Origin of the sequence: Oryzibacter oryziterrae (genome assembly GCF_021864535.1) — a bacterium.
In the GTDB taxonomy this organism is placed as follows: Bacteria; Pseudomonadota; Alphaproteobacteria; order Rhizobiales; family Pleomorphomonadaceae; genus Pleomorphomonas; species Pleomorphomonas oryziterrae.
In genome coordinates this window covers 86,101-111,436 of record NZ_JAKJIC010000002.1, presented here as the reverse complement: position 1 = coordinate 111,436, position 25,336 = coordinate 86,101, and the positions used below count along the sequence as shown (strand labels likewise).

The following is a 25,336-nucleotide window of genomic DNA, read 5'->3' as shown; positions in this document are numbered from 1 at the left end:
ATTTTCCAGAACAAGTGAAGAACAAAATCAGGGATTGGCGGCTTTGTTTCCATGTCGGGCCAGGACCAGATAGCCCTTGATCGCCTTGCCGCGGTCGAGCCGCAGCGGTGCCGTGTCGAAAACGCGGATGTCGAGACCGGCAGCAGCTGCGAGTGCGCGGACGTAGCCCTCGCCATGGGCATAGCGCAGGCTGTCGCGCAGTTGCACGCCATCGCCCTCCTCTGCGGCTTCGACCGAGAAGGCGAAGAGCCCACCGGGCGCCAGGCGCTTGACCACGCCAGCGAAGGTCGCCTCGAGCCGTCCCACATAGACGAAGACGTCGGCGGCGGTGATGAGATCGAAGGGACCGGCCTCGCCGTCGAGAGCTGCCACCACATCGGCTTCGATCAGCCGCTGATAACGCCCGCGCACGCGCGCCTTCGCCAGCATGCCGGGCGACAGGTCGCAGCCCACAAGGCCCGAGGCCAGATCGCCGAGCGCTTCGGCCATCAGCCCGGTGCCGCAGCCAAGGTCGAGCACGGAGCCATAGGTCCGCTTGGGATCGAGCAGTGCCAGCCGGTCGGCGAGATGCCAGGGCGTGCGATAGCCGAGATCGCCGACCAGCGCCTTGTCGAACTTGTCGGCATAGCTGTCGAACAGGCCCTTCACATAGGCGGTCGGCGGTGCGGCCGGGGCGGCGGCCAGTCCCAGCGCGGCCAGTTTCAACTCCGCCCCGAACAGGCCGTCCGGATCGAGCTCGACCATGCGCGCGAGAATGGGCGCGGCCTCCTCGCCGCGACCGAGTTCGATCAGGCAATCGGCCTCGCCCAGCATGGCCGGCAGCCATTCGGGCGTGAGTTCGCGCACCTGGGCGTAGAGATCCAGCGCCGCGGCGAAATCATCGGCGGCGGCATAGGCGCGCGCATATTCGTAGCGGCGATCGGCGATCACGTCACCCGACGTGAGGCTGGCGCGGGACATGGGTGGGGTGGCCGATCAGAGCTTGCGATAGCGGACGCGCGCCGAATGCTCGATGGCGGCGACACCGAGCTTGTCCAGCTCCAGGCGATCTTCCAGCATCTGCAGGAACACCAGCTCTTCCTGGCGCACGTCGAGGTCGGACGCCGCCACTTCGATGGCCAGCGCATAGGCGGTCTCGTGCAGGCGCGCCGGCAGAGCTTCCACCACCTTGTCGAGGATGCGGTCGATGCCGTCGTCGCTCTTCAGATGCGCCGAGCACGTGTCGGCGATGGCACCCACGCTGCCTTCAAAGCCCTGGAACACCGGCAGGAAACCGATCAGCCGCTCGAACTGGTCGAGTTCGCTTTCGGTCATGTTGCGATCGGCGACAGCGGTGGTCACCATCACCCAGATCAGGGCTTCGTGCACGGAAAGCGGCTTGGTCATCTTATCCTCTGGCAAAACGAGAAACCCTATGTGGGACAGTGCGGACCAAAGCGCAAGCGGCTTCGGCGCCCTCTCATTTAAGGAAATAGTTCTTGAGAATATATTCCTGTGCCCGATGCCAGCTCTCGTCCGTGTTGTTGCGCATGTCGGCGCTCTTGATGAAGGTGAACTGCCCCGTCTTCACGTCGGCGACGTAGATGTTGACGTTGAGGATCAGGTTGGAGACCTTCTGCACCGTGCCCCAGGCGACCAGATCGGCCCCGGCCATGGCGCCGAGCCTGGGTTCGCAGCCGTTGCACTCGCCCATGCCCGCCGTCTTGGCGAGCGCCGCGCGCGCCGCCTCGGGCACTGGCGCGATCTCATATTTTCCCGACGCGCCGACCCGCGCCTCGAACTCGCGCGTCAGCGTGGCGATGCGCCCCGTCTCGACGGCGCTCGTCTCCTGCATGGAGGAGTTGATCATGCGGTAGCCGAAGAAAGCCAGCTTCTGCGCGGCCAGGGCTGGTCCGGCGGAGAGCAGCATGGCGAGGATAACGGCAAGGCGAAAGCTCAACCACGACATGTTTCATCTCCCGATCGGCCCCAGTCTGCTCACCCTGCCCAAGGCCTACGCGCATGTCCATGCGGCACCAAGCCTTTCTCTTGCATTTTTGCGTAACAGCGCTTGCACCGTCCTTGACCTTTCCTTGCCCCCTCCCTACTGTCCGCCGGCCCGTTTCCGGGCGTTTTTCGTCATTTGAGGACAACGATGACCACCGCGCTTCTCTCCGCCCTTTCCGATCCCGCGCTCATCGCTGCGGCCGGCCGCTCCAAGGCATGGCCCTTCGAGGAAGCCAAGAAGATCGTGGCGCGGATCGAGAAACGCAAAGGCGAGGCGCGGCCGGTGATCTTCGAGACGGGCTATGGCCCCTCGGGTCTGCCGCATATCGGCACCTTCGGCGAAGTGGCGCGCACCACCATGGTGCGCACGGCTTTCCGCGTGATCACGGAAGACAAGATCCCCACGCGCCTGCTGTGCTTCTCCGACGACATGGACGGCATGCGCAAGGTGCCCGAGAATGTGCCGAACCGCGATCTGCTCACGGCCAATCTGGGCAAGGCGCTGACCAACGTGCCGAACCCCTTCGACAACGAGCATGCGAGCTTCGGCCACAACAACAATGCCAAGCTCCGCTCCTTCCTCGACACCTTCGGCTTCGACTACGAGTTCATGTCGGCCACCGAGGAATACAAGAAGGGCACCTTCGACCAGATGCTTCTCAAGATGCTGGAGAAGTATGACGAGGTCATGGAGATCATGCTGCCGACGCTGCGCGAGGAGCGGCGCAAGACCTATGCGCCCTTCCTGCCGGTGCATCCGAAGACCGAAGTGGTGATGCAGGTGCCGATCGAGGAGCGCAACCTCGAGACGGGCACGATTGTCTGGACCGATCCCAACACCGGCGAGCGGTTCGAAACGCCGGTGACCGGCGGCCACGCCAAGTGCCAGTGGAAGCCCGACTGGGCGCTGCGCTGGGCGGCGCTCGGCGTCGACTATGAGATGAGCGGCAAGGATCACATCGACAACGTCAAGACCTCGTCGAAGATCTGCAAGGTGCTCGGCGGCAATCCGCCTGATGGCTTCAACTACGAGCTCTTCCTCGACGAGAATGGCGAGAAGATCTCCAAGTCCAAGGGCAATGGCCTCACCATCGACGAATGGCTGACCTATGCCTCGCCGGACAGCCTGGCGCTCTACATGTTCCAGAAGCCGAAGACGGCCAAGCGGCTGTTCTTCGACGTGATCCCGCGCGCCGTCGATGAATATTTCGCCTTCCTGGAAAAGTATCCGGAGATGGACGCCGACGCCAAGGTCAACAATCCGGTCTGGCACATCCACTCGGGCAATCCGCCGGTGACACCGGTGCCGGTGAGCTTCACCATGCTGCTCAATCTGGTCTCGGCCAGCCATGCGCATGACAAGGCGGCGCTGTGGTCCTATATCGGCCGGCACAGCCCGGGCGTGACGCCGTCGAGCCATCCCAAGCTCGACGAGCTCTGCGGCTATGCCATCGCCTATTACGAAGACCGGGTGAAGCCGTTCAAGACCTTCCGCACGCCCGATGCCGAAGAGCGTCAGGCGCTGGCCAAGCTGCGCGAGGTCCTGCTCGCCCTGCCGACCGACGCCTCTGCCGAGACGATCCAGGACAGCGTGCTGTCGGTGGGCCGTGCCTTCGAGCGCTTCCAGGATCTCTCCAAGAAGAGCCCCGACGGCGGCCCGGGCGTCAGCCTCGAATGGTTCGCGACCCTCTATCAGGTGCTGCTCGGCCAGGAGAAGGGCCCACGCTTCGGCTCCTTCGTCGCGCTCTATGGCCTGAAGGAAACCGCCGAGATGATCGGCCAGGCGCTGGACGGCACGCTGTCCAAGGGCTGAGCCGATATCCAGTCACAGAGTGGGGCGGCGGGCTCAGGCGCGCGCCCTTTCTGTTTCCTGGCTTGGCCCGGACGGCTGTTTCGCGTACACTTGCGCGCAAGCGTTGTGCTTGGCCGGAGCCTCAGGACATGGCGATCATCCTCGGCATTGTGGGCGGTTTCGCAATCATCGGACTGGTGATTGCCTTTTCCTTTTCGCACCCGTCTCAACGCCGCCGCACCAGCGATGTCGGCTGGGACAATACCAACGGCAACAGCTATCAGCCGGTCGGCGACTCGTCGTCCGATGCTGGCTCGCATCCTGGTTGACGCCCGCGCGAAGCTAGAACGTCGGGAAGGCCGCGATGATCCCGGCGAAAACAGCCAGCGACGCCAGCGTATGCACGGTGAGCACCTTGAGGATCAGCGCCCGCTCGCCGGCAAGTTCCGCCTTGTCGGGCATGAACAGCGGCACGATGAAGGGCGGCGGCAGGATCATCAGCGTGAACAGGGCCACCTGATAGCGCAAGTCGAAGCCGCAGAGGGTTCCGAGCACGAAGAAGGAGGCGGCCAGCGCCAGCGGCAGCTGGATCATCAGGCGCAGGCCGATCAGGCGGACGACCTTGCCACCGTCGGCGCCGTCAAAGCGCAAGCCATGGCCGACGACGATCAACACCGCCGGAACGATCATCGGCGCCAGGAAGCGCAAGGTCTTGATCACCGCGCCGAGGCCGGCGATGGCCTCGAGCTGGCCGGATCTCACTCCAAGCATGTTGAGCAGAAGCCCCGCCAGAATGGCTGCCGTCACCGGATTGCGCAGGAAGCCCATGAGCAGATCTGCCGGCCTGGCCGAACCGTCGCGGGCCGCGATCAGGAAGGCGAAGAAGACGAACCAGATGAAGAGTTCGTGGCCAAGGCCGATGACCGCGATGGAGGCGAGCGCGCCGGCCCCATAGGCGCCGACGAACAGGCTGATGCCGAGCATGCCGAATTCATAGCCGGCGGTCAGGAAGGGCGTGAAGCGATCGGCGGGATAGAGCCGCTTCACTAACGGCCAGCCGATGGCGAAACTCAAGGCGCAGACGGCGAAGACGATACCGACGATCGACAGATAGCTCCTCGACAGTTCCATATCGACGAAGGACAGGAACAGGATCGACGGCAGCACCAGGCGCACCACGATCTGGCGCAGGCCGGCCACCGCCGCATCGTCGAGCCAGTTGAACAGGCGGCTGATCACGCCGAGGGCAATCAGCAGAAAGATGGGCAGGACCTGATCAACGAGCGACATGATGGCCGGATTTCGCTTTCATTGGGAGGGCGCGGAGGTGTCCGGCGCCAGCCCGAAGCGTCCACGCTTGGCCGCGCGCGCTTCGTCATAGAGCGGGGCCAGGGTCGCGTCGCCTCGGTCGATCGGATCGGCCCAGCCCTGCTGCACCATCCATTGCGTCAGATTGCGGCTGCCGACATAGCAGTCCGCCGAAGTGGTGTTGTCGTCGAGCGCCTCGGGTTCGACGCAACCGATGCTGCGCGGGCCAACCAGCCGGGCAAGTTCGGCGCGGGCGCGGGCGCCGCATTTCCAGGTCTTCTCGTTGCTGTCGGTGCAGACTTCCATGAACAGCGGCCCGGTGACGCCCTTGAGCGCCACGACCGTGGAGGTCTTGTCCTTGATGGCGCGGAAATGCACGGCGTCGAGCACGGTCACGCGCGGATATTCCACATCGAAGGCAGGCGGCGCCTCGGGCGCGTCCACCTGTCCCTGGGACAGCAGGGGATCGTTGACCGCCGCGCCAGTGCGGACGGGGGCCTTGCCCTCGCCGGGGGGAGGCACATTGCCGAGGTCGAGCACGCCGGGCTCGCCGACTTTCAGCGGCACCTTCGGATGGTTGACCTTGCCGAAATCGAGAATGGTCGGCGATGGCCCCGGGTTGGGGTGTTCCACGGCCAGCTTGTTGAGATAGGCCAGCACGCCGAAGGTGATGAACGGGCCCATCACGATGGGCAGCGTCCAGCGTGCCAGAAAGCCACGCTTGCGCGGAACGGCCTGCGGCCTCTCTTTGTCTGCCCGACGCCAAATCATGCCCTTCCTTAGCCTAGTACGCGCGGGATTTGAATCGGTCCTTCACGCCAAGGCGCAAGTTTTTCTCGGTCTGTGCCGTCCGCATCACCGCTGAGATCGACTGCCGGGACTGGCGAGATGGGCCAGCTTCCGCTATGGCAGCAGCATCAACCGCCAGCTTCGGGGAGACAGCCGCCATGAACGCCCTCGTCTACAAGATCGCACCGGTGGAACTCTGGCGCCGGGCCGAGGAGAGCGGCCTGTTCACCGGCGCGCCCATCGACGTGCAGGACGGCTTCATCCATCTCTCCGCCGCCGCGCAAGTCAGGGAAACCGCCCGTCTGCATTTCGCGGGCCAGAGCGATCTGTTGCTGATCGCCGTGCGCGCGACCACGCTGGGCGAGCCCCTCAAGTGGGAAGCCTCGCGCGGGGGCGCCCTGTTCCCGCATCTCTACGGGCCGCTCAATCTCGCCGCGGTCGTCTGGGCCGTGCCGCTGCCGCTCGGGCCGGACGGCCTGCATCAGTTCCCCGATCTGGAGACCGGACGATGAGCCTCGCTTCCCTTCTCGGCACCCTCAGTGCCCGCCTCTTGCGCCAGTTCGATCCGGAGACGGCGCATATCCTCGCCATCACCGCCATGAAGACCGGGCTGGTGCCGTCCCTGCCCGTGGCACCCGATCCGCGGCTTGCCGTGCGGCTGTTCGATCTCGCCTTCCCGCATCCGATCGGGCTCGCCGCGGGCTTCGACAAGAATGCCGAGGTGGTGAGCACGCTGCTGCGGCAGGGCTTTTCCTACGTTGAGGTGGGCTCGATCACTCCAAGGGCGCAGCCAGGCAATCCGCGTCCGCGCGTCTTCCGCCTGCCGGAATATCAGGCGGTGATCAACCGCTTCGGCTTCAACGGCAAGGGTCATGCCCATGCGCTCGCCTGCCTGAAGAAGCGGGCCGGGCAGCCGGGCCTCGTCGGGGTCAACGTCGGCGCCAACAAGGACAGTGCCGACCGCACCGCCGACTATGTGGCCGGCATCGGCGTCTTCGCCGGCGTCGCCGACTATTTCACCGCCAACATTTCCTCGCCCAACACGCCGGGCCTGCGCGACCTGCAGGCGCGCGCCGCGCTTGATGATCTCATCGCCCGCTGCGTCGAGGCGCGGGATGCGACGATCGCCACGGTTGGTCGCCGCGTGCCGCTGCTGGTCAAGATCGCGCCCGACGTCAGCGAGGAAGGCCTCGACGACATTGCCGAGGTGACCCTCAAGCGCGGGCTCGATGGCCTCGTGATCTCCAACACCACGCTGTCGCGCAACGGCATCGGCGGACCGCATGCGGCGGAGACCGGCGGCCTCTCGGGCCAGCCCCTGTTCGAGCGTTCGACCATCGTGCTCGCCAAGATGCGCCAGCGTCTCGGGCCGGATCTGCCGATCATCGGCGTCGGCGGCATCGCCACGGCCGATCAGGCCTATGAGAAGCTGGCCGCGGGGGCCAATCTCCTGCAGATCTACACGTCCTTCATCTATGCCGGCGGCAATGCGGTGGCCGACATCTGCTCGGGCCTCAGCCAGCGCCTCGACCGGGAAGGACTGAGTTCGATCACTGCCGTCACCAACAGCGCCGTCGCGCGCTGGGCCGATCGGCCGATCCCCGGCTGAGCCCCAACGAAAACGGCGGCCCCGTCAGGAGCCGCCGTCGCATTGTTCAGCCATCGTGCCGATCGATCAGGGCAGCGGTGCCGGGTTGTCCGACAGCGTGCGCAGATAGGCGATGACGTTGGCGCGATCCTCGGGCTTCTTCAGGCCGGCGAAAGCCATCTTGGTGCCAGGCACCAGAGCCTTCGGGCTGGTCAGCCACTTGTCGAGATTGTCGTAATCCCAAGTCGCGGTCTGGCCGAAGGCGACCACCTGGTCGGAGTACTTGAAGCCTTCGTGCGTGCCGGGCTTGCGGTTGACCACGTTCCACAGGCCGGGGCCGACCTTGTTGGCACCGGAATTGTCTTCCGAATGGCAAGCGGCGCAGGCCTTGGCGGTGGTGGCGCCCTTGGCGGCGTCGGCGGTCTTCAGGCGTTCGGCGATCGGAGCCACAACTTCGGCGGCCGGAGCGGGAGCCGCAGCGGCGGCGGGGGCACCGGCAGCGGCCGGAGCACCGGCAGTCGCTGCAGCGGCCGGGGCAGCTTCGGCCACGGCGATTTCAAAACCCGGCTTTGCCGGCGGCTCCTTCTTGAACACCAGCTCGGTCACAAAGCCGACAGCAAGGGTGAATGTCACGGTTCCGAGGACAGCACCGAGAATCTTGTTGAGTTCAAGCGACATCGAGGGCTCCAGCTAACCTATCGCGAGACCGGCGCAGAATCGGGCCATGAAAAAAGCCGCATGGCCGGATTGCGCCGTCTGTTCCGTATTCTCACGCGGCTTCATAAGGGATTTCGCCGGAAAGTACAAACTTTCCTCGCGTTCTGTCCATACTTATAAGGATTGACGATGCCGGGACTTTCGTCTCATTCGGTTGCAGGTTCAGTTCAAGGAGATTTTGATGACGTCGGCTGACACAAGCGGGCTTCAGGCCCTGGTGGTCATTCCTTCCCGCCTGGGCTCGACCCGCCTGCCCAACAAGCCGCTGGCCGACATCGCCGGAGAGGCGATGATCGTACACGTCTGGCGCCGCGCCATGGAGGCCAAGATCGGCCCCGTCGTCGTCGCCTGCGACGATCAGCAGATCGCCGACGTCATCAAGCGCGCCGGCGGCGACGCGGTGCTGACCCGCGTCGATCATCCGAGCGGCTCCGACCGCATCTTCGAGGCGATATCGAAGTCTGATTCCGCCGGCCGCTATGACTATATCGTCAACGTGCAGGGCGACCTGCCGACCATTGCGCCGCATGCCATCCGCGCCTGCTTCAGCCCGCTCGCCGATCCGAAGGTGGACGTGGCGACGCTCACGGCCATCATTTCCCGCGAGGAAGAGAAGACCGATCCCAACGTGGTCAAGATCGTGGGATCGCCGGTGGCGGACGGCCGCCTGCGCGCGCTCTACTTCACCCGCGCCACCGCCCCTTACGGCGATGGACCGCTCTATCATCACATCGGCCTCTACGCCTATCGCCGGTCCGCGCTGGAAGCCTTCGTCAAGCTGCCGCCGTCGACACTTGAAAAGCGCGAGAAACTGGAACAGCTGCGCCTCCTCGAAGCCGGCATGCGCATCGACGCGGCGATCGTCGACGACGTGCCGCTCGGCGTCGACACCCAGCACGACCTCGACCGCGCCCGCCAGGTCCTCGGCGGTTGATCCGCAGACCTTCCTGCCATCGCAGGTGACAACCTTCCGCGCGGCTGCTAGAGCCAGAGCCGCGCGGATGCGCGTCACTGGAGCGCGTGTCGATCATGTGGACTCACCGGATCGACAGGAAATCGCTCCAGATTCAAAAGTTGAGCGGCCGCTTCTCGATCCTGTTGGTCCAACATGATCGGCGGGTGCTCTAGCCGAAAGTGCTACCGAAATGTCTCAGAAGCTGAAGGTCGTCTTCCAGGGAGAGCCAGGAGCCAACTCCCATATCGCCGTTCAATCCGTCTTTCCCGACGCTGAGCCGGTGCCGACCGCCACTTTTGAAGACTGCTTTGCCGCCCTGGAGCAGGGTCAGGCCGATCTCGCCATGATCGCCATCGACAACTCGCTCGCCGGCCGGGTCGCCGATGTGCATCACCTGCTGCCGCGCTCCAAGCTCTACATCACCGGCGAATTCTTCCTGCCGATCCGCTTCCAGCTGGTGGCCGTGCCCGGCGCACGACTTGAGGACATCCGCACGGTGGAGAGCCACGTGCACGCCCTCGGCCAGTGCCGCAAGATCATCCGCAAGCATGGCCTGCGCGCCATCGTCGCTGCGGACACCGCCGGCGCCGCCCGTCAGGTCGCAGAAAGCGGCGACAAGACCCGCGCCGCGCTGGCACCGCGCCTTGCCGCAGAGATCTATGGCCTCGACATTCTCGCCGAGAATGTCGAGGACGCCGCCCATAACACCACGCGCTTCATCGTGCTGTCGCCGACTCCTGCCCCCGTCCCGGCGCTGGACGTGCCGACCATCACGTCCTTCATCTTCCGCGTCCGCAACATGCCGGCCGCTCTCTACAAGGCGCTGGGGGGCTTTGCCACCAACGGCGTCAACATCACCAAGCTCGAAAGCTACCAGCTCGAAGGCCAGTTCTTCGCCTCGCAGTTCTATGCGGACGTGGACGGTCATCCCGACGACCAGAACCTGCGCTTCGCCCTTGAGGAACTCGAGTTCTTCAGCCACGAGGTGCGGGTGCTCGGCAGCTATCCGGCGAGCCCTTTCCGCGAGAATATCCGCGAGCCCAACGCGGGCCTCGGCCTTCGCCGCGGCGAGTGATCCGAGCCTTCAGCAGGTCACCGGCGACATTCGTCACCGGTGACAGCCTTTTCAGCCGTTGATCCAGGCCTCGATCAGCACGCGGGCGATGGCCAGCGGCGGCGGGCAGAACAGCCCTTGCGGATGGTCCCCGGCCAGCATGGCCTTGACGTCCTGCCGGCTGAACCAGCGGCAATCCTCAAGTTCGTTGGGATCGATGGTGATCTCCTGGCTCTCGGCTTCGCCGATGCAGCCGAGCATCAGGTTGGACGGAAAGGGCCAGGGCTGGCTCGAGTGGTAGCGCACGCGTCCGACCTTGATGGCCGATTCCTCGCGCACTTCGCGCCGCACGGCGTCCTCCACCGTCTCGCCCGGCTCCATGAAGCCGGCAAGGCAGGAATAGCTTCCCGGCTTGAAGCGGGACTGCCGTCCAAGCAACGCCCTGTCGCCATCGGTAATGAGCATGATCACCACCGGGTCGGTGCGCGGGAAATGCTGGGAACCGCAGGCGGCGCAATCCCGCTGATAGCCGCCGGCCGCGATCGCCGTCGGCGCGCCGCAGTTGGCGCAGAAACCGTGGCGCTTGTGCCAGAACAGCATGGAGCGCGCCTGCGCCGCCGGGCCGAACACCTCGGCGGACACTTCCCCCTCAAGCGCCAGCGAGCGCAGATCGGTGAGGCGCTCGCCCTCTCCGAGCACTGGCTCGGACACAAGTTCGCCGGCAAACCAGGGCCGATCGTCGGCATCGAGCCCGAGGAAAAGGCGGTTGGTGCAGACGGCCGTGCGCGCCCGGTCGCCCTCGAGATAGGCGAAGGGGTTCTCGCCGCCGCCGAGCCAGATCTGGTCGCCGAAGAACAGCATCAACCGCACGTCGGGATGGGCAAACGCCTCGTCCAGCGCGGCGCTGTCCCCCCGCAGATCCGAGCGACGATCGAGCCCGCCGCCGGAAAAGCCATTGGCACGCGACCAGTCCAGGACCGGAAAGGCGTCGGAAAACAAAGTCATGGGCATCATGAGATCCTGATATGCGGGGCAAGCTCGGCGCGGAAGCGGGCGATGATTTCGGCGGCCTTGGCAGGCTCGTAGGGTTTGGGAGGCGCCTTGCCCCACACCGGTCCCGGCCAGGCCGGATCGCCCTCGTGGCGGGCCAGCACATGCACGTGCAGCTGCCTGACGATATTGCCGAGCGCACCGACATTGATCTTCAGCGGCGCAGCGATGGCCCGAATGGCGGCACTGACGGCGGCAATTTCCTCCATCAGCACCCCCTGTGCGGCCCTGTCGAGATCGATGATCTCGGTGAGGCCGGATCGGCGGGGCACCAGGATGGCCCAGCAATAAGTGCTCTCGTTCATCAGCAACAGGCCGCTGAGCGCGAGATCGCCGATCACCAGCGTGTCGCCGGCAAGGCGGGGGTCGAGCTGAAAGTCAGGCATTCTTCACATCCTTGACGAAGGTGCGGGCCGCCAGCTTGGGCAGCCGGAGAGACAGGGAAATGCCGCGTGCGCCCAGAAACACCAGCAGTGACAGCCACAGGCCGTGATTGCCGAGGGCGGGCACGGCGACGAAGAGCATCGCCACGAAGAGGGCCAGCGACAGCAGCATCATGTTGCGCATGTCCGCCGACCAGGTGGCCCCGATGAAGATACCGTCCATCTCGAAGGCCAGAACGCCCGCAAGCGGCGTCAGCGCCGCCCAGGGCAGATAGGCGGCGGCAGCGCTGCGAACCTCGGGCGCCGTCGCCATCAGCGCGATCAGCGGCGTTCCGGCCAGCCAGAACAGCGCGGCGACCACACCGGCGAAGGCAAAGCCCCAGATCAGCGTCAACCGGACAGCGGCATGGAACTCCGGCGCCCGCCGCGCGCCGAGGGCGCGGCCGGTCAACTGTTCGGCGGCCGTGGCAAGGCCGTCGAGGAAATAGCCGCCGACCAGGAAGAAGTTCATCAGCACGGCGTTGGCCGCGAGGATGGCGTCGCCGAACTGCGCGCCCGTCCGGGTGAAGGTGGCGAAGGCGCCCAGGAGGGCGAAGGACCGGATCATGATGTCGCGGTTGACACCCAGCATTCGCCGGAAGGCCGAGCCTTCCAGCACCTGACGCGCGGCAACCGCCCAGCCCGCCCAGCCGAGGCGAAGCGCCAGCAGGGCGCCCGCGGCGGCGGCCAGCGTCTCGCCGCAGACGGCCGCCCAGGCGACCCCTTCGATGCCCCAGTCGAGCCCCACACCGAGACCAATCGCCAGGGCGATGTTGGTGCCGTTCAACAGGATTTGCAGCGCCAGCCCCACCCGGGCACGACCGAGCCCGAGCAGCCAGCCGAGAAAGGCGAAGTTGGCGAGCGACAGCGGGGCGGCCAGCACACGGATCGCGAAATAGCGGCGCGTCGCGCTGGCCACCGCCTCGCTCGGCGATACGAAGGCAAGACCGGCCGTCAGCAGCGGTCCGGACAGGAGCACGATGGCGAGACCGGCGACAAGCGCAATCACCAGCGCCCGCAACAGGCTGGCGTCGATCTCCACCCGGTCGCCGGCACCGAGCGCCTGAGCGGTCAGTCCCGTTGTGCCGCTGCGCAGGAAGTTGAAGGTGGAAAAGACCACGTCGAAGATCAGCGCGCCGACGGCCACACCGCCGATCATCGCCGGGTCGCCCGCATGGCCGACCACGGCCGTATCCACCACACCGATCAGGGGCACGGTGAGAAAGGCGAGCGTCATCGGCAGGGCGATGGCAAAGACGGCCCGGCTGTCGACCCGAAAGTCCTGTTCAAGTCGACTGTCCCGCACGTTGCACCGCTTGCTGTTCCGATTCACCGGCAGCAACTTCATCCGATCGGGCAGGCGGGCGCAAGGCCCCGAAGCTTATCGCTTGCCGACTTTCAGAAGGCGCAGCACAAACCACACGGGGATCACCACCACGGCGCCAAGGAGGAAATAGCGCCAGGCGCGATCAATGGCGGAGAAGCCCATTTCCCACACATGCTCAACGAAGCGGATCGCGGAATTGACGATGTCATAGGGTTCAAGGCCAAGGGCTGCCAGCACCACGCCGACCACGAAGGACAGCACCACCAGGCGCAACAGCACACGCGCCGGGGAGTCCCCGAAGAAACGGGACAGGGAATCGTTCATGGCCAAGTCCTTCAAGCCTTTACACTGCACAGACAGATAGGCATTGCCGACCGGCCCGTCCAGTGGCAGGTGCCAACAGCGGACAGGAGCCCTCAGTTCAACACGCGCGGCGCGTCGGGCAGGTCGAGCGAAAAGGCCGGAATGGTCACGTGCAGCGTCTCGCCATGCTCGTCGACCATCTTGTAGCTGCCCGACATGATGCCGCTGTCGGTGGTCAGCGGACAGCCGCTCGAATATTCGAAGGCCTCGCCCGGCTCGATCACCGGCTGTTGCCCCACGACGCCCGGGCCCGACACCTCCCGGCGCACGCCATTGCCGTCGGTGATGTCCCATTTGCGGGCGATCAGCTGAACTGCCCGATCGCTGCGGTTCTCGATCACCACGCGATAGGACCACACGAAGCGGTTCTCCGACGGGTCCGATTCCTGCGGCAGGAAGTTCGGCTCGACGGAAATGACGATCGAATGGGTAACGGCGCTGAACATCTCGATACGGGCTCCGGTTGGCAGAGAGCGGCAATAGGGGCCTTGGAGCAACACCTTAGCAGTTTTCTGCTGCGGACGGAACATCTGCTGAGCTTGCGTGCCCGCGCCTCAATGGAGATCGGCCGGGAAGAAACGCGCGGCGAGGTCGGCCAGCGTGCCGTCGCTGTCCAGGCTCGCAATGGCGCCGTCGAGAACCCGGCGCAGGTCATCATTGCCGGCAGCGACCGCAATGGTCATCCCGTCACCGAAATAGGCAGCTTCCGTATAGACGCCGCCGGAGAACCGGCAGCAGTCCGCAGCAGACGGTCCGGCCATCCAGAAGGCGGCGTCGACGGCGCCTGCAAAGGCTGCATCGACCTTGCCGGCCTTCACCGCTGCCAGGGCGTCTTCGGTGGACGCCATCGGCGCGCGTTGGGCGCGGGGGAAGAAATCCGTCAGGAAGTCCTCGTAGCGACCATGGCTCGCCACCGCCACGGTCTTGCCTGCAAGGCTGTCCGGGCCATCGATCGTCACGCCGGAGCGCGCTGTCACGAAGCGGGCCGGCAAGCGCAGGTAGGGCATCGTATAGGCAAGGTAATGGCGCAACGCCGGCGTATCCTTGATACCGGCAATGCTGGCATCGGCCTTGTCCTCGCGCAGGGTTTGCACCATCAGCGCGAAAGGCCGTACCTGGATGGTGCAGGCAATGACCAAGGTCTCGCAGATGCGGCGCGCCAGCTCGACATTGTAGCCCGTCAGATTGCCCTGGCCGTCGAGAAAGCTGTAGGGAGGGAAATCGTCGGTTGTGACGAAGCGGAGCGAGGCGACCTTGCTCTTGACCTCGCCATCTCCCGCAGTCCTGCCGATATGTGGAGATGCTGCAATGGCATTTTGCGCAGGAACATATACACCTTCTGCAAGAGACGGATTGACTCCGGTTGCAATCATTGCACATAAAATTGCTAAGCGAAAAATCGTCGTGCACATGTGTCCGCAGCCATGCCGAGTAAAGCAGGTTCCCCGCAGACGCTAACCGAAACAGTTGCAGCTGCAAAGCCTGCCATTGCCGACGCATTGCCGGCCGCCGAGGAAAACACCCGGCCACCGTTGAAGCTGGCAACGTCCAGGCTCATGGAACTACTCGATACCGTCGGCGTGCAACTTTCACCCGACACTGCAGCTTGCAACATGGGCGGCGGAACTCGCGGACCGCGGTTTGCCTTGCTGCTGCCGTCCGACCTTTCCTTCGACGCGCTCGCACAGGCGGCCGCCGCACGCTCTCGCGTCGCCGCCCTCGTACGTCTCAGCCCGCAGGGCAACAGCCCGCGCCTCTATGACACCGGCCCGTTCTCGCTCGACGAGCTGGAGCGCGCCTCAGAAAGCCCTCGCCCCCTTCAGGCCCTTGCCGCAGGTCGGCTCAATGGCGAGGATCTCGTCTACGGGCAGATCGCGCGTCGATACGGCCTTCCCTTCGTGGCGCTCGACGCCCGTCACGAACTGGCTCGCGCCTACCCCCTGGTCCCACGCTCGCTGGCTGCGCTCCGTTTCGCCCGCTTTCGCCGGCGCGGCAGCGAACGCACCGTCTTTGCCCCCTCCTTCGAACAGGTTTCGGGGCTGCTCAAGGACCTCATCGCCAGCGACAGCGGGCAGGACCTCTCGTTAACGACGCCCCGGCGCCTCCGACGGCGATTGGAGGCCAGCATTGCCACGGACACCGAGCGCTCCACGACCGGCCATCTGGCCGCGATCGCACCGCTCATGTCGGCGTACAGGGCTCCGTCGCCGTTGCAGCGCGTGCTGGTCGCGGCCGCCTGTGCCGGGGTCCTGCCGTGCCTTCTCTTCCAGCATTGGACGGGAGCCGCCCTGCTGTTCCTGGCTTCGGTCGTCACCTTTGTCGGCCTCGGCTTTCTGCGCTGGCAGGCCTTTGTGGATTTCCGCCTGCGCCAGCCAGCGCTGCCGGACCTCCCGGACTCCGAACTGCCGTCCTATTCCGTGATGGTGGCGCTCTACCGGGAAGCCAACATGATCGGGCAACTGGTTGCCGCCCTCGCCGCCCTCGACTACCCGCAAGACCGGCTGGAGATCCGCATCCTGGTCGAAGCCGATGACGAGGCCACGCGGCTCGCCGCCGAGACCGCCATCCAAGGCCGGCCACACATGCAGGTCTCGATCGTGCCGGATGGACTGCCGCGCACCAAGCCGCGGGCGCTCGCCTATGGCCTCGCCTTTTGCCGCGGCGACATCGTTACCGTCTTCGATGCCGAGGATCGGCCGGCGCGCGACCAGCTGCGTCTCGCGGCCGCGGCCCTCATCCAGGGGCCGGATCACCTTGCCTGCGTGCAGGCCAGGCTCGACATCGACCATGCGCACAGCTTCCTGCAGCGACAGTTTCTCATCGAATATGCCAGCCTGTTTCACGGAATCCTGCCCTGGCTCGCCGATCATCGCATGCCCATGCCGCTCGGTGGCACGTCCAATCACTTCAAGCGACATGCGCTCGACGTCTCCGGCGGCTGGGACCCCTATAATGTCACCGAGGATGCCGACCTTGGCGCCCGCCTTGCCCGCTTCGGCTACTCGGTTGGGGTGGTCGAGAGCCGAACGCTGGAAAACGCGCCCGACCGGATCGGCGTCTGGATGCGCCAGCGGCGCCGTTGGATCAAGGGCTGGCTGATCACATGGATGGTGCATATGCGCGATCCCGTGGCGCTGATCCGCGAGATGGGCCTCCTCAACGCCGTGACCTTCCAGTTTCACATGGCCGCCACCGTGGTGGCACCGCTCGCTCACCTGTGCTGGCTCGGCCTGATCGCCGGCTATGCCAGCGGCTACATCGACGCCCCCGACGATATCGACTTTACCGACACCCTGCTGATTTCGGGCGCGGCGGTGGGGCTATCAAGCGGCTACGTCGGCAGCATGCTGCTGGCCTGGCACGCCCTGCGCGCAGTGGAGCGAACCGACCTGCGGCGCGACATCCTGAAGATGCCGCTCTACTGGCTGCTGGTTTCCTTCGCCGCCTGGCACGCACTTCTCGACCTGATGATCCGGCCACACCACTGGCACAAGACACCGCACGACACCATCACCGGCACGAAAGACGGCAACCAGCACAGTCATCCCGACTGATGCAGCTGATGCTCAATGCTTGACGAAAGGAAAGGAGCTGGAGCGGGTAGCGGGAATCGAACCCGCGCCAAGAGCTTGGGAAGCTCGCATGATACCATTTCACCATACCCGCGCGGGTTCCTAGATCGCAGCAAGACCGGGTCGTGTCAAGTAGGCTCAGCCGCCAGCGAAGTGTTTGGAGAGTTTGAGGCCCTGCGCCTGGTAGTTGGAGCCGATGCCCTGGCCATAGAGCTGGCGCGGCAGTTCGCTCATGCGCTCGTAGACCAGGCGGCCGATGGTCTGGCCGTGGTCGAGGATGAAGGGCACTTCGTGGCTGCGCACTTCCAGAACGGCGCGCGACCCTGTGCCGCCCGCCGGTGCATGGCCGAAGCCGGGATCGAAGAACCCGGCGTAGTGGACGCGGAACTCGCCCACCAGGGGATCGATGGCCACCATTTCCGCCGCAGTCTCGGGCGGCACCTGCACCGCTTCGCGCGAGGCGAGGATGTAGAACTCGTCCGGATCGAGGATCAGCGACGGCGCGCCGCGCGCATGGATCGGTTCCCAATAGTCCAGCACTTCGAGAGCGGCCTTGCGGTCGACGTCGATCACGCCGGTGTGGTGCTTGGCGCGATAGCCGATCAGCGCACCCGGGCCAGCGCCCGCAAGATCGATGGACAGCGACAGGCCGTTGTCGAGCAGCGCCGGCTCGCGATCGACCAGCGGGCTCAGGCGGTGCAGGTCGGCGAGATCCGCATCGGACAGGCGCGTATCGCCGCTGCGGAAGCGCACCTGGCTGAGGCGGGAGCCTTCCCGCACCAGAACGGGGAAGGTGCGCGGCGAGACTTCGAGATAAAGCTGCCCGGTATAGCCCGCCGGGATCTGATCGAAGGCGACGCCGCGGTCGGTGATCAGGCGCGTGAAGACATCGATGCGGCCGGTGGAACTCTTGGGATTGGCGGACGCCGATATGGAAGCCGGCAGGGCAACCCGCTCCTGCACCGGAACCAGATAGACGCCGCCGGTTTCCAGCACCGCGCCCTGGCTCAGGTCGATGGTGTGCAGGCGCAGGCGCTCGAGCTTTTCCTCCACCGATGCCGTGGCCCCCGGCAGGAAGCTGGCGCGCATGCGATGAGCGATGCGGCCGAGGCGCAGGTCAATGCTGGCGGGCTGGACCTGGTCGGCATCGAATGGCCGGTCGGCACTGAGGGCGCCGGAGGCCGCCAGTTCAACAATGCGGTGGGCAGGCAGGATGCCGCTCGGCAGGATCATGGGGCAGGACCTTTGGGCACCGGAAACAACTCGGTCCCAAGCCATAGCGCGCCTGTGTTCAGGATTTCAACTGAGCATGCGAAGACCGCCGTCAGGCGACCCAGCGCACATTCGCGTCCTTGCCCGACTTTTCCGGCGAAACGCTGTCACTGAAGAAGCGGACGACGCCCTTTCCGGCGGACTTGGCATCATAGAGTGCGACGTCCGCCTTGCGCAGCAGTTCGGCACAGTCCGTGCCATCGTGCGGCGAGATGGCGGCGCCGATGGAGACGCCCACGCGGGCGGTCGCCGCCCCCACGTGGAAGGGCTCGGCGATGCGGGTGATGATCTCGGTTGCGCGGCGCTCGATGGCCTCGCGGGTTGTCACGCCGGGCATCACCATGGCGAACTCGTCGCCCCCGAGCCGCGCGACAGTGTCGCGATCGCGGCAAAGATCGCGCATGCGCTCGGCCACCTGCAGGAGCACAGCGTCACCGGCGTCGTGACCGAGCGTGTCGTTCACCGCCTTGAAGCCGTCGAGATCGAGATAGAGCACCGCGGCTTCCGGGCGCACGGTACGCCGTGTGCCGACCAGACGATCGAGACGATCGAACAGCAGCTGGCGGTTCGGCAAACCGGTGAGGATATCGTGCATGGCCCGCGCTTCGCTGTCCTTCAGCTGACGGAAGGTGGACATCACGTGCCGCATGACAAAGGCGGACAACAGGCAGAAGCAGAGGGCGATCAGGCCGATCGCCGGCCCGAGGGTGCGCAGGGTGGTGTCACCGGGGCGATTGGGCGTCCACACGAGGCGGAAGCGCTGGCTGGGGTCTTCCTGCGACAGCGCGATGGAGGCACGCAGGTCGAGCCCCGTCTCGTTGCCGCGATCAAGATGCAAGCCCGGCAGCAGATAGTCATGCGCGAGATGCCCAAGCATCTCATCATCCATCTTGTCGACGAAAACCACGCCGTAGCCTGTATATTGCTTGGTTGCGGTGTCTTCGTAGGGCCGCAGCGGCGCGATCGCCACCATGGCCAGCGTCCCATCGGCCATCATCAGACCCGAGACGCTGCCGAGATGGTCATCTCCCTTGCGCCAGCGGTTCAGCAGTTCCTGAAAGCCGCCGGTGAGATGGCTGTTGATGTCGCTGTTGCCGCCCACGCCGTCAACGCGCGAATAGACGGTGCTGTTGTCGGCCCCCAGCACGAACACCATGCTCAGGCCGTAATTGTCCTGGCCGGACATGCCGATGTTGCCGTCGGCCCAATCGAAGTCGAACTTGGTGACGATGTTCTCGACGGCCTCGTCCCAGTGGCCGTAGTCGACGGCACCGGTCTCCAGATACTCGCCGTGGGTCCGGATGGCGCCGTTGGCGAGCTTGACCTGTTCGGCAATGGCCGCCGACGTCTGAACTTCGGCGAGGGTGAACAAGCCGAACGTGATGCCAATCAGCAACGCTGCCAGCAGCCCCGCGACGGGCAAGATGATCCTGATGAGATACTGGCGATTTGCTGACAAGGACTGGTACATGAGAACTCCGATGCCTTACTCTGTCATGACGCGCTTTCCATTGCGTTAAATTCAGAATGACAAATGTTTCCGCATTTTTGGTGCAATCGCACCCCCTACCCGCATAGGCTTCAGACGGATCAGCAAGCGCAGCATGCGCCTTGACCGGCGGCGCCGTGCGGCGTAGAAATCTCTCATCGTGGTTCTTTGAGCCGACCGGCTTGCCGCCACGTTAAACAAAGTTGCTAAAAGGTCGGGACGGAAAAGTCAGTCAGACGCACCCGGCTCGGCATCTTGCGCGCCGGGTTTTTTATTGGCCGCGCGCTTCAGGCAGAGGACAATTTTGATGAGCAAGGACACCTGTAGCTGGCACCCGGAAACCGCTCTCGTACACGGCGGTACCAGCCGTTCGCAGTGGGGCGAGACATCCGAAGCGCTGTTCCTGACGCAAGGCTTTGTCTACAACAGCGCCGAGCAGGCCGAAGCCCGCTTCCTGAACCAGGACCCCGGCTTCCAGTACTCCCGCTTCAGCAACCCCACCGTCTCCATGTTCGAAGAGCGCATGGCGCTGCTCGAAGGTGCCCCGGTGGCGCGCGCTACCGCCACGGGCATGGCAGCGGTCACCGCCGCGATCCTCAGCCAGGTGTCTGCAGGCGATCACGTGGTCGCCGCCAAGGCGCTGTTCGGCTCGTGCCGCTATATCGTGGAAGACCTTTGCCCGCGCTTCGGCATCGCCTGCACGCTGGTGGACGGCCGCGATCTCGCCGCCTGGAAGGCTGCCGTACGCCCCAATACCAAGGCCTTCTTCCTCGAAAGCCCGACCAATCCGACGCTTGAAGTGGTCGACATCGCCGCTGTGGCCGACATCGCCCACAATGCCGGCGCGCGCCTTGTGGTCGACAATGTCTTCGCAACGCCGATGCTGCAGAAGCCGCTCAAGCTCGGCGCCGATGTTGTGGTCTATTCGGCCACCAAGCATATCGATGGCCAGGGCCGCTGCCTGGGCGGCGTGGTGCTGTGCGACCAGGAGTTCCTCGACAAGCATCTGCAGGTGTTCATCCGCCAGACCGGCCCCTCGCTCAGCCCGTTCAACGCCTGGGTGTTGCTGAAGGGCCTCGAGACCTTGCCGATCCGCGTCGAGCGTCAGACCGCCAGCGCCGGCAAGATCGCCACCTTCCTCGAAGGCCATTCGGCCATCGCCCGCGTCAACTATCCCGGTTCGCCCAACCATCCGCAGGCCGATATCTGCGCCAGGCAGATGCTCGGCGGCTCCACCATGGTGGCCTTCGAGGTGAAGGGTGGCAAGGAAGCGGCCTTCAAGGCGCTCAACCGTCTCGGCATCATCAAGATCTCCAACAATCTGGGCGACGCCAAGAGCCTCGTCACCCATCCCTCGACCACGACGCATCATCGCCTGACCGAGGAAGCGCGGCTCGAACTGGGCATTACCCAGGGAATCCTGCGCCTGTCGGTGGGGCTGGAGCATGCCGACGACCTGATTGCCGATCTCGCAGAAGCGCTCGGCTGATCGCGCTTTAATAACGCATCCGAAACGATCCTGGTGTAGAAGGGACGCATGCCCATCGACATGCGCCCCTCTCAGGCCCTCAGGCTCTGGCACGACGTCTCCCTCGCCATCGTGCGCGAGAACGGGGCCGATCTGTCGCCGCGCCAGGTCACGGTGCTGCTGACCGTCTATCTCGAACCGCCGCCGCACACGGTCCGTGGCCTCGCCGAAAAGCTGGGCGTCACCAAGCCGGCGATCACCCGGGCGCTCGACACCATGGGCGAGCTGAAGCTGCTCGGACGCAAGCGCGACGAAGCGGACCGGCGCAATGTCATCGTCCACCGCACGGTCGAGGGCTCCCTGTTTCTGGAAAAGCTGGCCGACACCATCGTCGGCAAGGCCAAGGATCTGCCGCGATGACCAGTTTCGACCGTCGGCTCACGCCGGCTCGTCCCGACCTTGCCGCCGATTTCCTCAAGGGCAAGGTGGAAGCCGATCGCTTCGTCGCGGCCGAGCGCAGTCGCGTTGCCGTCGCCGTTGCCGATCTCCGGGCGGAACCGCGCAGCGACTGCGGCCTGGACACTCAAGCGGTGTTCGGCGAGGACGTCGACGTTTTCGAGCGCGACAGCGAGGGCTGGGCCTGGGTCCAGCTGAAGCGGGACGGTTATGTTGGCTATCTGTCTTCCGACGCGCTGGGACCTGCCGATCCGGCTCCGACCCATCGGGTCACCGCCCTCAGAACCTTTGTCTATCCCGGCCCGGACATGAAGCTGCCGGCGGTCGGGCAACTGACGGAGGGCGCGCGCGTCACGCTCACTGGCACCGTCGAACGCCGCGGTCTCGTCTATGGTCTGTTGCCGGATGGGCGTGCGATCGTCGCAAGCCACCTCGCGCCTGAGGCTGTCCCTGCGGAAGCCGACTTCGTCGCGGTGGCCGAGCGTTACGTCGGCACGCCCTATCTCTGGGGCGGTCGCACTGCCCTCGGCATCGATTGCTCGGGCCTCGTGCAGAGCGCGCTGGCCGCAGCCGGCATTGCCGCGCCGCGCGACACCGACATGCAGGAAGCCGCGCTCGGTGCTCCGGTGGACTGGAAGGGCGGCATTGCCGACCTCAAGCGGGGCGACCTGGTGTTCTGGAAGGGCCACGTGGGCATCGTCTCCGGATCGAACCGTCTGCTGCATGCCAACGGCCATCACATGCTCACGGTCGTCGAGCCGCTCGACGGTGCCATCCGCCGCATCGCCGAAGCCGGGCAGCCGGTGCGCTCCATCCGGCGTCTAGTGGAGCGACTTTGACATTTGAGTCCCGGATGACATCGGTCTCGCGCTCAAATGTCAAAGTCTAAAGCTCCACTAGAAACAATAGCTTGCTAGTGGCCTTTCAGATTCTGACATTTGCTCTGCGCGTTGTATCAGACGGATGCAAATGTCGGAATCAAACCACTAGCCTGATCAATCTATGCAAGACGCATAGGTTCTAGTCCGGTTGGTATGCCTCCTGAATTGAAAGTCCGTTCAATCTGTCGCTTGGTGTGTGCAGCGTGGACCGAGCCGTTGTCCTGTCCGGACTGGCGGTCGCACGCTCAAGAACCCGAGAACAGGGCACTGCCATGCCGGATCTGGACCGAACCTCTGCCGACTATTGTGTGAGCCGCCTGAAAGCCATTGCCGACACCACCCGCTGGTCCGTGATGGTGCTGCTCAATGGCCGGGCGATGACCGCCGGTGCGTTGCAGGCTGCCATCGGCATTGATCCGACGCTTCTGTCCCACCACCTCAAGATCCTGAAGCAGTCCGGGCTCGCCATCGGGCGGCGGCACGGCCGCGAAGTCACCTACAGCCTTGCCGAAGGAGTACGCCTCGACAATGGCCAGGCGGGCTTCGATCTCGGATGCTGCTCGATCCTGTTTGCGGAAAGTCTCTCCTGATGAGCCGCCGCGACGTCCTGAGCTACTATGGCTCGGAACTCCAGGGCACCACCGATCTCAAGACCGGGGCCTGCTGCTCGACCGAGGCCTTGTCGCCGCAGCTGCAGGCCATCGTGCAGAACATCCACCCGGAGATCCTCGATCGCTTCTACGGCTGCGGTTCGCCCATTCCCGACGACCTTGAGGGCCTGACCGTGCTCGACCTCGGGTGCGGCAGCGGGCGCGACGTCTATCTGGTCTCGGCTCTCGTCGGGGAAACAGGCCGGGTGATCGGCGTCGACATGACGCCGGAGCAGCTCGAAGTCGGCCGTCGGCACCAGGCCGAACAGGCGCGCGTCCTGGGCCATCGCGTCTCCAACGTCTCCCTGCGCGACGGGACCTTCGAAGACCTCGCCGGCCTCGGCATTGCCGACGCTTCGGTCGACGTGGTGATCTCCAACTGTGCGCTCAATCTGTCAGGCGACAAGCGCCGCGTCTTCTCCGAGATCCACCGCGTGCTGAAGCCCGGTGGCGAACTTCTGTTCTCCGACGTCTTCTCCAGCCGCCGCCTGCCGCCGCATGTGGCGACCGATCCGCTGCTCGTCGGCGAATGCCTGGGCGGCGCGCTCTATGTGGAGGATTTTCGCCGGCTGATGGCCGACGTCGGCTGGCCCGACTATCGGGTGCTGCGGCAGGCGCCGATCGCCATCAATCATCCCTATGCGGAACTGATGGTCGGCCCGACCACCTTCTGGTCGCTGAAGATCCGCGCCTTCAAGGTCGAAGGCCTCGAGGACCGCTGCGAGGACTACGGCCAGGTGGCCACCTATCTCGGCACCATCCCCGGCCAGCCGCACGGCTATCAGCTCGACGATCATCACAGCTTCATCACGGGCAAGCCGATGCTGGTCTGCGGCAACACCGCCGCCATGGTCGGCACCAGCCGCTTCGCGCGGCATTTCCGCGTCCTCGGCGACCGCTCCACCCATTTCGGCGCCTTCGACTGCGGTCCGGCCGCAACGCAGACGCACACCGAGGCCGTTGGCGCCTGCTGCTGACGCTCCGTCCCTGCATCCGTTCCCAAAAGCCGAACGGCGCGAGCATTGCTGCCCGCGCCGTTTGCATTCATCTGTCTGAGGTCAAGTCTCAGGCGGCAGCCGAAGACTTCAGGGGAACTTCCGCGATGGTCTTCAGGACCTGGGAAGCGATCTGGTATGGGTCGCCCTGGGAGTTGGGGCGGCGATCTTCCAGATAGCCCTTGTAGTCATTCTTGACGAAGCTGTGCGGCACGCGGATCGAGGCGCCACGGTCGGCCACGCCCCAGGAGAACTTGTTCCAGGGAGCCGTCTCGTGCTTGCCGGTCAGGCGCTTGTCATTGTCCGGACCGTAGACCTCGATGTGCTCCTTCCAGTTCTTGGCGAAGGCGTCCATGAGGGCGAGGAAGTAATCCTTGCCGCCGGTCTCGCGCATGAACTTGGTGGAGAAGTTGCAGTGCATGCCCGAGCCGTTCCAGTCGGTGTCGCCGAGCGGCTTGCAGTGCCATTCCACGTCGACGCCATACTTTTCGCAAAGGCGCAGCAGCAGGTAGCGAGCCATCCAGATCTGGTCGGCAGCGGTCTTGGAACCCTTGCCGAAAATCTGGAATTCCCACTGGCCCTTGGCCACTTCGGCGTTGATGCCTTCGTGGTTGATGCCGGCGGCGAGGCAGATGTCGAGATGCTCTTCGACGATCTCACGGGCGATGTCACCCACGTTGGCATAGCCGACGCCGGTGTAATAGGGGCCCTGCGGGGCCGGGTAGCCGTTCTCGGGGAAGCCGAGCGGGCGACCGTTCTGGTACAGGAAGTATTCCTGCTCGAAGCCGAACCAGGCACCTTCATCGTCGAGGATGGTGGCGCGCTTGTTCGACGCGTGCGGCGTGACGCCATCGGGCATCATGACTTCGCACATGACCAGCACGCCGTTGGTGCGGGTCGGGTCGGGGAACACGGCAACCGGCTTCAGCACGCAGTCGGAGCTGTGGCCTTCGGCCTGCTGCGTCGAGCTGCCGTCAAAGCCCCAGTAGGGGAGTTGCTCAAGCGTCGGGAAAGCGTCGAATTCCTTGATCTGCGTCTTGCCGCGCAGATTGGGAACCGGGGTATAGCCGTCAAGCCAAATATACTCCAGCTTGTACTTGGTCATTGCGTGCCTCTCAAAAAGCCGATGGCGGCGCGTGTTGAACTTAACTCGAACGGTTCCGGTGGCCAGAGCGCGCTCCGGGACCTGCGAAGCGGTTCCT

The 25,336-nt window shown here is 65.1% G+C and carries 27 protein-coding genes, 1 tRNA gene and 1 riboswitch; of the genes, 12 read left to right on the top strand and 16 right to left on the bottom strand.

All coding sequences use genetic code 11. The features are described from left to right. Positions 1–27: 27 nt before the first annotated feature. From L2I41_RS02935 to L2I41_RS02925, 3 genes are all read right to left on the bottom strand, one after another. Positions 28–960 carry a class I SAM-dependent DNA methyltransferase gene (locus tag L2I41_RS02935; RefSeq protein ID WP_237152016.1) on the bottom strand — a complete coding sequence of 311 codons (933 nt, stop codon included), beginning with the start codon at positions 958–960 and terminating at the stop codon, positions 28–30. Between the two features lie 15 nt (positions 961–975). Next, positions 976–1,386 (bottom strand): tellurite resistance TerB family protein, encoded by a 411-nt coding sequence (locus L2I41_RS02930; protein WP_237152015.1) that lies wholly within the window; start codon positions 1,384–1,386, stop codon positions 976–978. Positions 1,387–1,459: 73 nt separating this feature from the next. Further along, the gene (locus L2I41_RS02925) at positions 1,460–1,948 is read right to left on the bottom strand and encodes a DUF3280 domain-containing protein (protein WP_237152014.1); all 489 of its coding nucleotides are present in this window, start codon (positions 1,946–1,948) and stop codon (positions 1,460–1,462) included. A gap of 186 nt (positions 1,949–2,134) precedes the next feature. On the opposite strand from L2I41_RS02925, the gene L2I41_RS02920 reads away from it, so the two are divergent. After that, a complete protein-coding gene (locus tag L2I41_RS02920) occupies positions 2,135–3,799 on the top strand; it encodes a lysine--tRNA ligase (protein ID WP_237152013.1) in 1,665 nt (554 codons plus the stop codon). Positions 3,800–3,927: 128 nt separating this feature from the next. Beyond that, complete coding sequence (locus L2I41_RS02915; RefSeq protein ID WP_237152012.1) at positions 3,928–4,107, top strand: hypothetical protein; 180 nt, start codon at positions 3,928–3,930, stop codon at positions 4,105–4,107. A 13-nt stretch (positions 4,108–4,120) separates the two neighbouring features. On the opposite strand, the gene L2I41_RS02910 is transcribed toward L2I41_RS02915, so the two are convergent. Together L2I41_RS02910 and L2I41_RS02905 are read right to left on the bottom strand one after the other, a co-directional pair. Next, positions 4,121–5,068: an AEC family transporter gene (locus tag L2I41_RS02910; RefSeq protein WP_237152011.1), complete on the bottom strand. Its 948-nt coding sequence runs from the start codon at positions 5,066–5,068 to the stop codon at positions 4,121–4,123. Positions 5,069–5,086: 18 nt separating this feature from the next. Continuing rightward, a complete protein-coding gene (locus L2I41_RS02905) occupies positions 5,087–5,857 on the bottom strand; it encodes a thermonuclease family protein (protein WP_237152010.1) in 771 nt (256 codons plus the stop codon). 176 nt (positions 5,858–6,033) lie between these two features. On the opposite strand from L2I41_RS02905, the gene L2I41_RS02900 reads away from it, so the two are divergent. Then, entirely contained in the window at positions 6,034–6,387 is a 354-nt protein-coding gene (locus tag L2I41_RS02900) for a DUF952 domain-containing protein (protein WP_237152009.1), read from the top strand. Continuing rightward, the gene (locus L2I41_RS02895; RefSeq protein WP_237152008.1) at positions 6,384–7,484 is read left to right on the top strand and encodes a quinone-dependent dihydroorotate dehydrogenase; all 1,101 of its coding nucleotides are present in this window, start codon (positions 6,384–6,386) and stop codon (positions 7,482–7,484) included. Before L2I41_RS02900 ends, L2I41_RS02895 begins: the two co-directional genes overlap by 4 nt. 66 nt (positions 7,485–7,550) lie before the next feature. Here L2I41_RS02895 and L2I41_RS02890 read toward each other — a convergent pair whose 3' ends face one another. Continuing rightward, on the bottom strand, positions 7,551–8,141 hold the full coding sequence (locus L2I41_RS02890; RefSeq protein ID WP_237152007.1) for a c-type cytochrome: 591 nt from the start codon (positions 8,139–8,141) through the stop codon (positions 7,551–7,553). 220 nt (positions 8,142–8,361) lie between these two features. Between L2I41_RS02890 and L2I41_RS02885 the strand changes: the two genes are divergently transcribed. Together L2I41_RS02885 and L2I41_RS02880 are read left to right on the top strand one after the other, a co-directional pair. Continuing rightward, the gene (locus tag L2I41_RS02885; protein ID WP_237152006.1) at positions 8,362–9,114 is read left to right on the top strand and encodes a 3-deoxy-manno-octulosonate cytidylyltransferase; all 753 of its coding nucleotides are present in this window, start codon (positions 8,362–8,364) and stop codon (positions 9,112–9,114) included. 211 nt (positions 9,115–9,325) lie between these two features. After that, positions 9,326–10,210, top strand: coding sequence for a prephenate dehydratase (locus L2I41_RS02880; protein ID WP_237152005.1), 885 nt, complete (start codon positions 9,326–9,328; stop codon positions 10,208–10,210). Between the two features lie 51 nt (positions 10,211–10,261). On the opposite strand, the gene nudC is transcribed toward L2I41_RS02880, so the two are convergent. The 6 genes from nudC to L2I41_RS02850 all read right to left on the bottom strand — a co-directional run bounded on the left by nudC (position 10,262) and on the right by L2I41_RS02850 (position 14,763). Then, positions 10,262–11,194 carry an NAD(+) diphosphatase gene (gene nudC / locus L2I41_RS02875; protein WP_237152004.1) on the bottom strand — a complete coding sequence of 311 codons (933 nt, stop codon included), beginning with the start codon at positions 11,192–11,194 and terminating at the stop codon, positions 10,262–10,264. A 5-nt stretch (positions 11,195–11,199) separates the two neighbouring features. Then, the gene (locus L2I41_RS02870) at positions 11,200–11,625 is read right to left on the bottom strand and encodes an HIT domain-containing protein (protein WP_237152003.1); all 426 of its coding nucleotides are present in this window, start codon (positions 11,623–11,625) and stop codon (positions 11,200–11,202) included. After that, entirely contained in the window at positions 11,618–12,967 is a 1,350-nt protein-coding gene (locus L2I41_RS02865; RefSeq protein ID WP_237152002.1) for an MATE family efflux transporter, read from the bottom strand. Before L2I41_RS02865 ends, L2I41_RS02870 begins: the two co-directional genes overlap by 8 nt. A 75-nt stretch (positions 12,968–13,042) precedes the next feature. Then, positions 13,043–13,312, bottom strand: a complete 270-nt coding sequence (locus L2I41_RS02860) for a DUF6460 domain-containing protein (RefSeq protein WP_237152001.1) — start codon at positions 13,310–13,312, stop codon at positions 13,043–13,045. 92 nt (positions 13,313–13,404) lie between these two features. Next, positions 13,405–13,797 carry a Co2+/Mg2+ efflux facilitator ApaG/CorD gene (gene apaG / locus L2I41_RS02855; RefSeq protein WP_237152000.1) on the bottom strand — a complete coding sequence of 131 codons (393 nt, stop codon included), beginning with the start codon at positions 13,795–13,797 and terminating at the stop codon, positions 13,405–13,407. Between the two features lie 108 nt (positions 13,798–13,905). Then, positions 13,906–14,763 carry a transporter substrate-binding domain-containing protein gene (locus L2I41_RS02850; protein WP_237151999.1) on the bottom strand — a complete coding sequence of 286 codons (858 nt, stop codon included), beginning with the start codon at positions 14,761–14,763 and terminating at the stop codon, positions 13,906–13,908. Positions 14,764–14,907: 144 nt separating this feature from the next. Between L2I41_RS02850 and L2I41_RS02845 the strand changes: the two genes are divergently transcribed. Next, complete coding sequence (locus L2I41_RS02845) at positions 14,908–16,905, top strand: glycosyltransferase (protein WP_237151998.1); 1,998 nt, start codon at positions 14,908–14,910, stop codon at positions 16,903–16,905. A 38-nt stretch (positions 16,906–16,943) separates the two neighbouring features. Here L2I41_RS02845 and L2I41_RS02840 read toward each other — a convergent pair. From L2I41_RS02840 to L2I41_RS02830, 3 genes are all read right to left on the bottom strand, one after another. Continuing rightward, a tRNA-Gly gene (locus L2I41_RS02840) sits at positions 16,944–17,017 on the bottom strand. Positions 17,018–17,061: 44 nt separating this feature from the next. After that, complete coding sequence (locus L2I41_RS02835) at positions 17,062–18,156, bottom strand: 2'-deoxycytidine 5'-triphosphate deaminase (RefSeq protein WP_237151997.1); 1,095 nt, start codon at positions 18,154–18,156, stop codon at positions 17,062–17,064. Between the two features lie 91 nt (positions 18,157–18,247). After that, positions 18,248–19,666: a sensor domain-containing diguanylate cyclase gene (locus L2I41_RS02830; protein ID WP_237151996.1), complete on the bottom strand. Its 1,419-nt coding sequence runs from the start codon at positions 19,664–19,666 to the stop codon at positions 18,248–18,250. A 168-nt stretch (positions 19,667–19,834) separates the two neighbouring features. Beyond that, positions 19,835–19,914, top strand: a riboswitch (SAM riboswitch). Positions 19,915–19,991: 77 nt separating this feature from the next. Between L2I41_RS02830 and L2I41_RS02825 the strand changes: the two genes are divergently transcribed. From L2I41_RS02825 to L2I41_RS02805, 5 genes are all read left to right on the top strand, one after another. Then, positions 19,992–21,173: an O-succinylhomoserine sulfhydrylase gene (locus L2I41_RS02825; protein ID WP_237151995.1), complete on the top strand. Its 1,182-nt coding sequence runs from the start codon at positions 19,992–19,994 to the stop codon at positions 21,171–21,173. A 48-nt stretch (positions 21,174–21,221) separates the two neighbouring features. Further along, a complete protein-coding gene (locus L2I41_RS02820) occupies positions 21,222–21,572 on the top strand; it encodes a MarR family transcriptional regulator (protein ID WP_237151994.1) in 351 nt (116 codons plus the stop codon). Beyond that, positions 21,569–22,447: a C40 family peptidase gene (locus L2I41_RS02815; RefSeq protein ID WP_237151993.1), complete on the top strand. Its 879-nt coding sequence runs from the start codon at positions 21,569–21,571 to the stop codon at positions 22,445–22,447. Before L2I41_RS02820 ends, L2I41_RS02815 begins: the two co-directional genes overlap by 4 nt. Positions 22,448–22,761: 314 nt before the next feature. After that, entirely contained in the window at positions 22,762–23,079 is a 318-nt protein-coding gene (locus tag L2I41_RS02810) for an ArsR/SmtB family transcription factor (RefSeq protein ID WP_237151992.1), read from the top strand. Next, complete coding sequence (locus tag L2I41_RS02805) at positions 23,079–24,116, top strand: methyltransferase domain-containing protein (protein ID WP_237151991.1); 1,038 nt, start codon at positions 23,079–23,081, stop codon at positions 24,114–24,116. Before L2I41_RS02810 ends, L2I41_RS02805 begins: the two co-directional genes overlap by 1 nt. Positions 24,117–24,204: 88 nt before the next feature. Here L2I41_RS02805 and L2I41_RS02800 read toward each other — a convergent pair whose 3' ends face one another. Beyond that, on the bottom strand, positions 24,205–25,239 hold the full coding sequence (locus L2I41_RS02800; protein WP_237151990.1) for a glutamine synthetase beta-grasp domain-containing protein: 1,035 nt from the start codon (positions 25,237–25,239) through the stop codon (positions 24,205–24,207). Positions 25,240–25,336 lie beyond the last annotated feature (97 nt).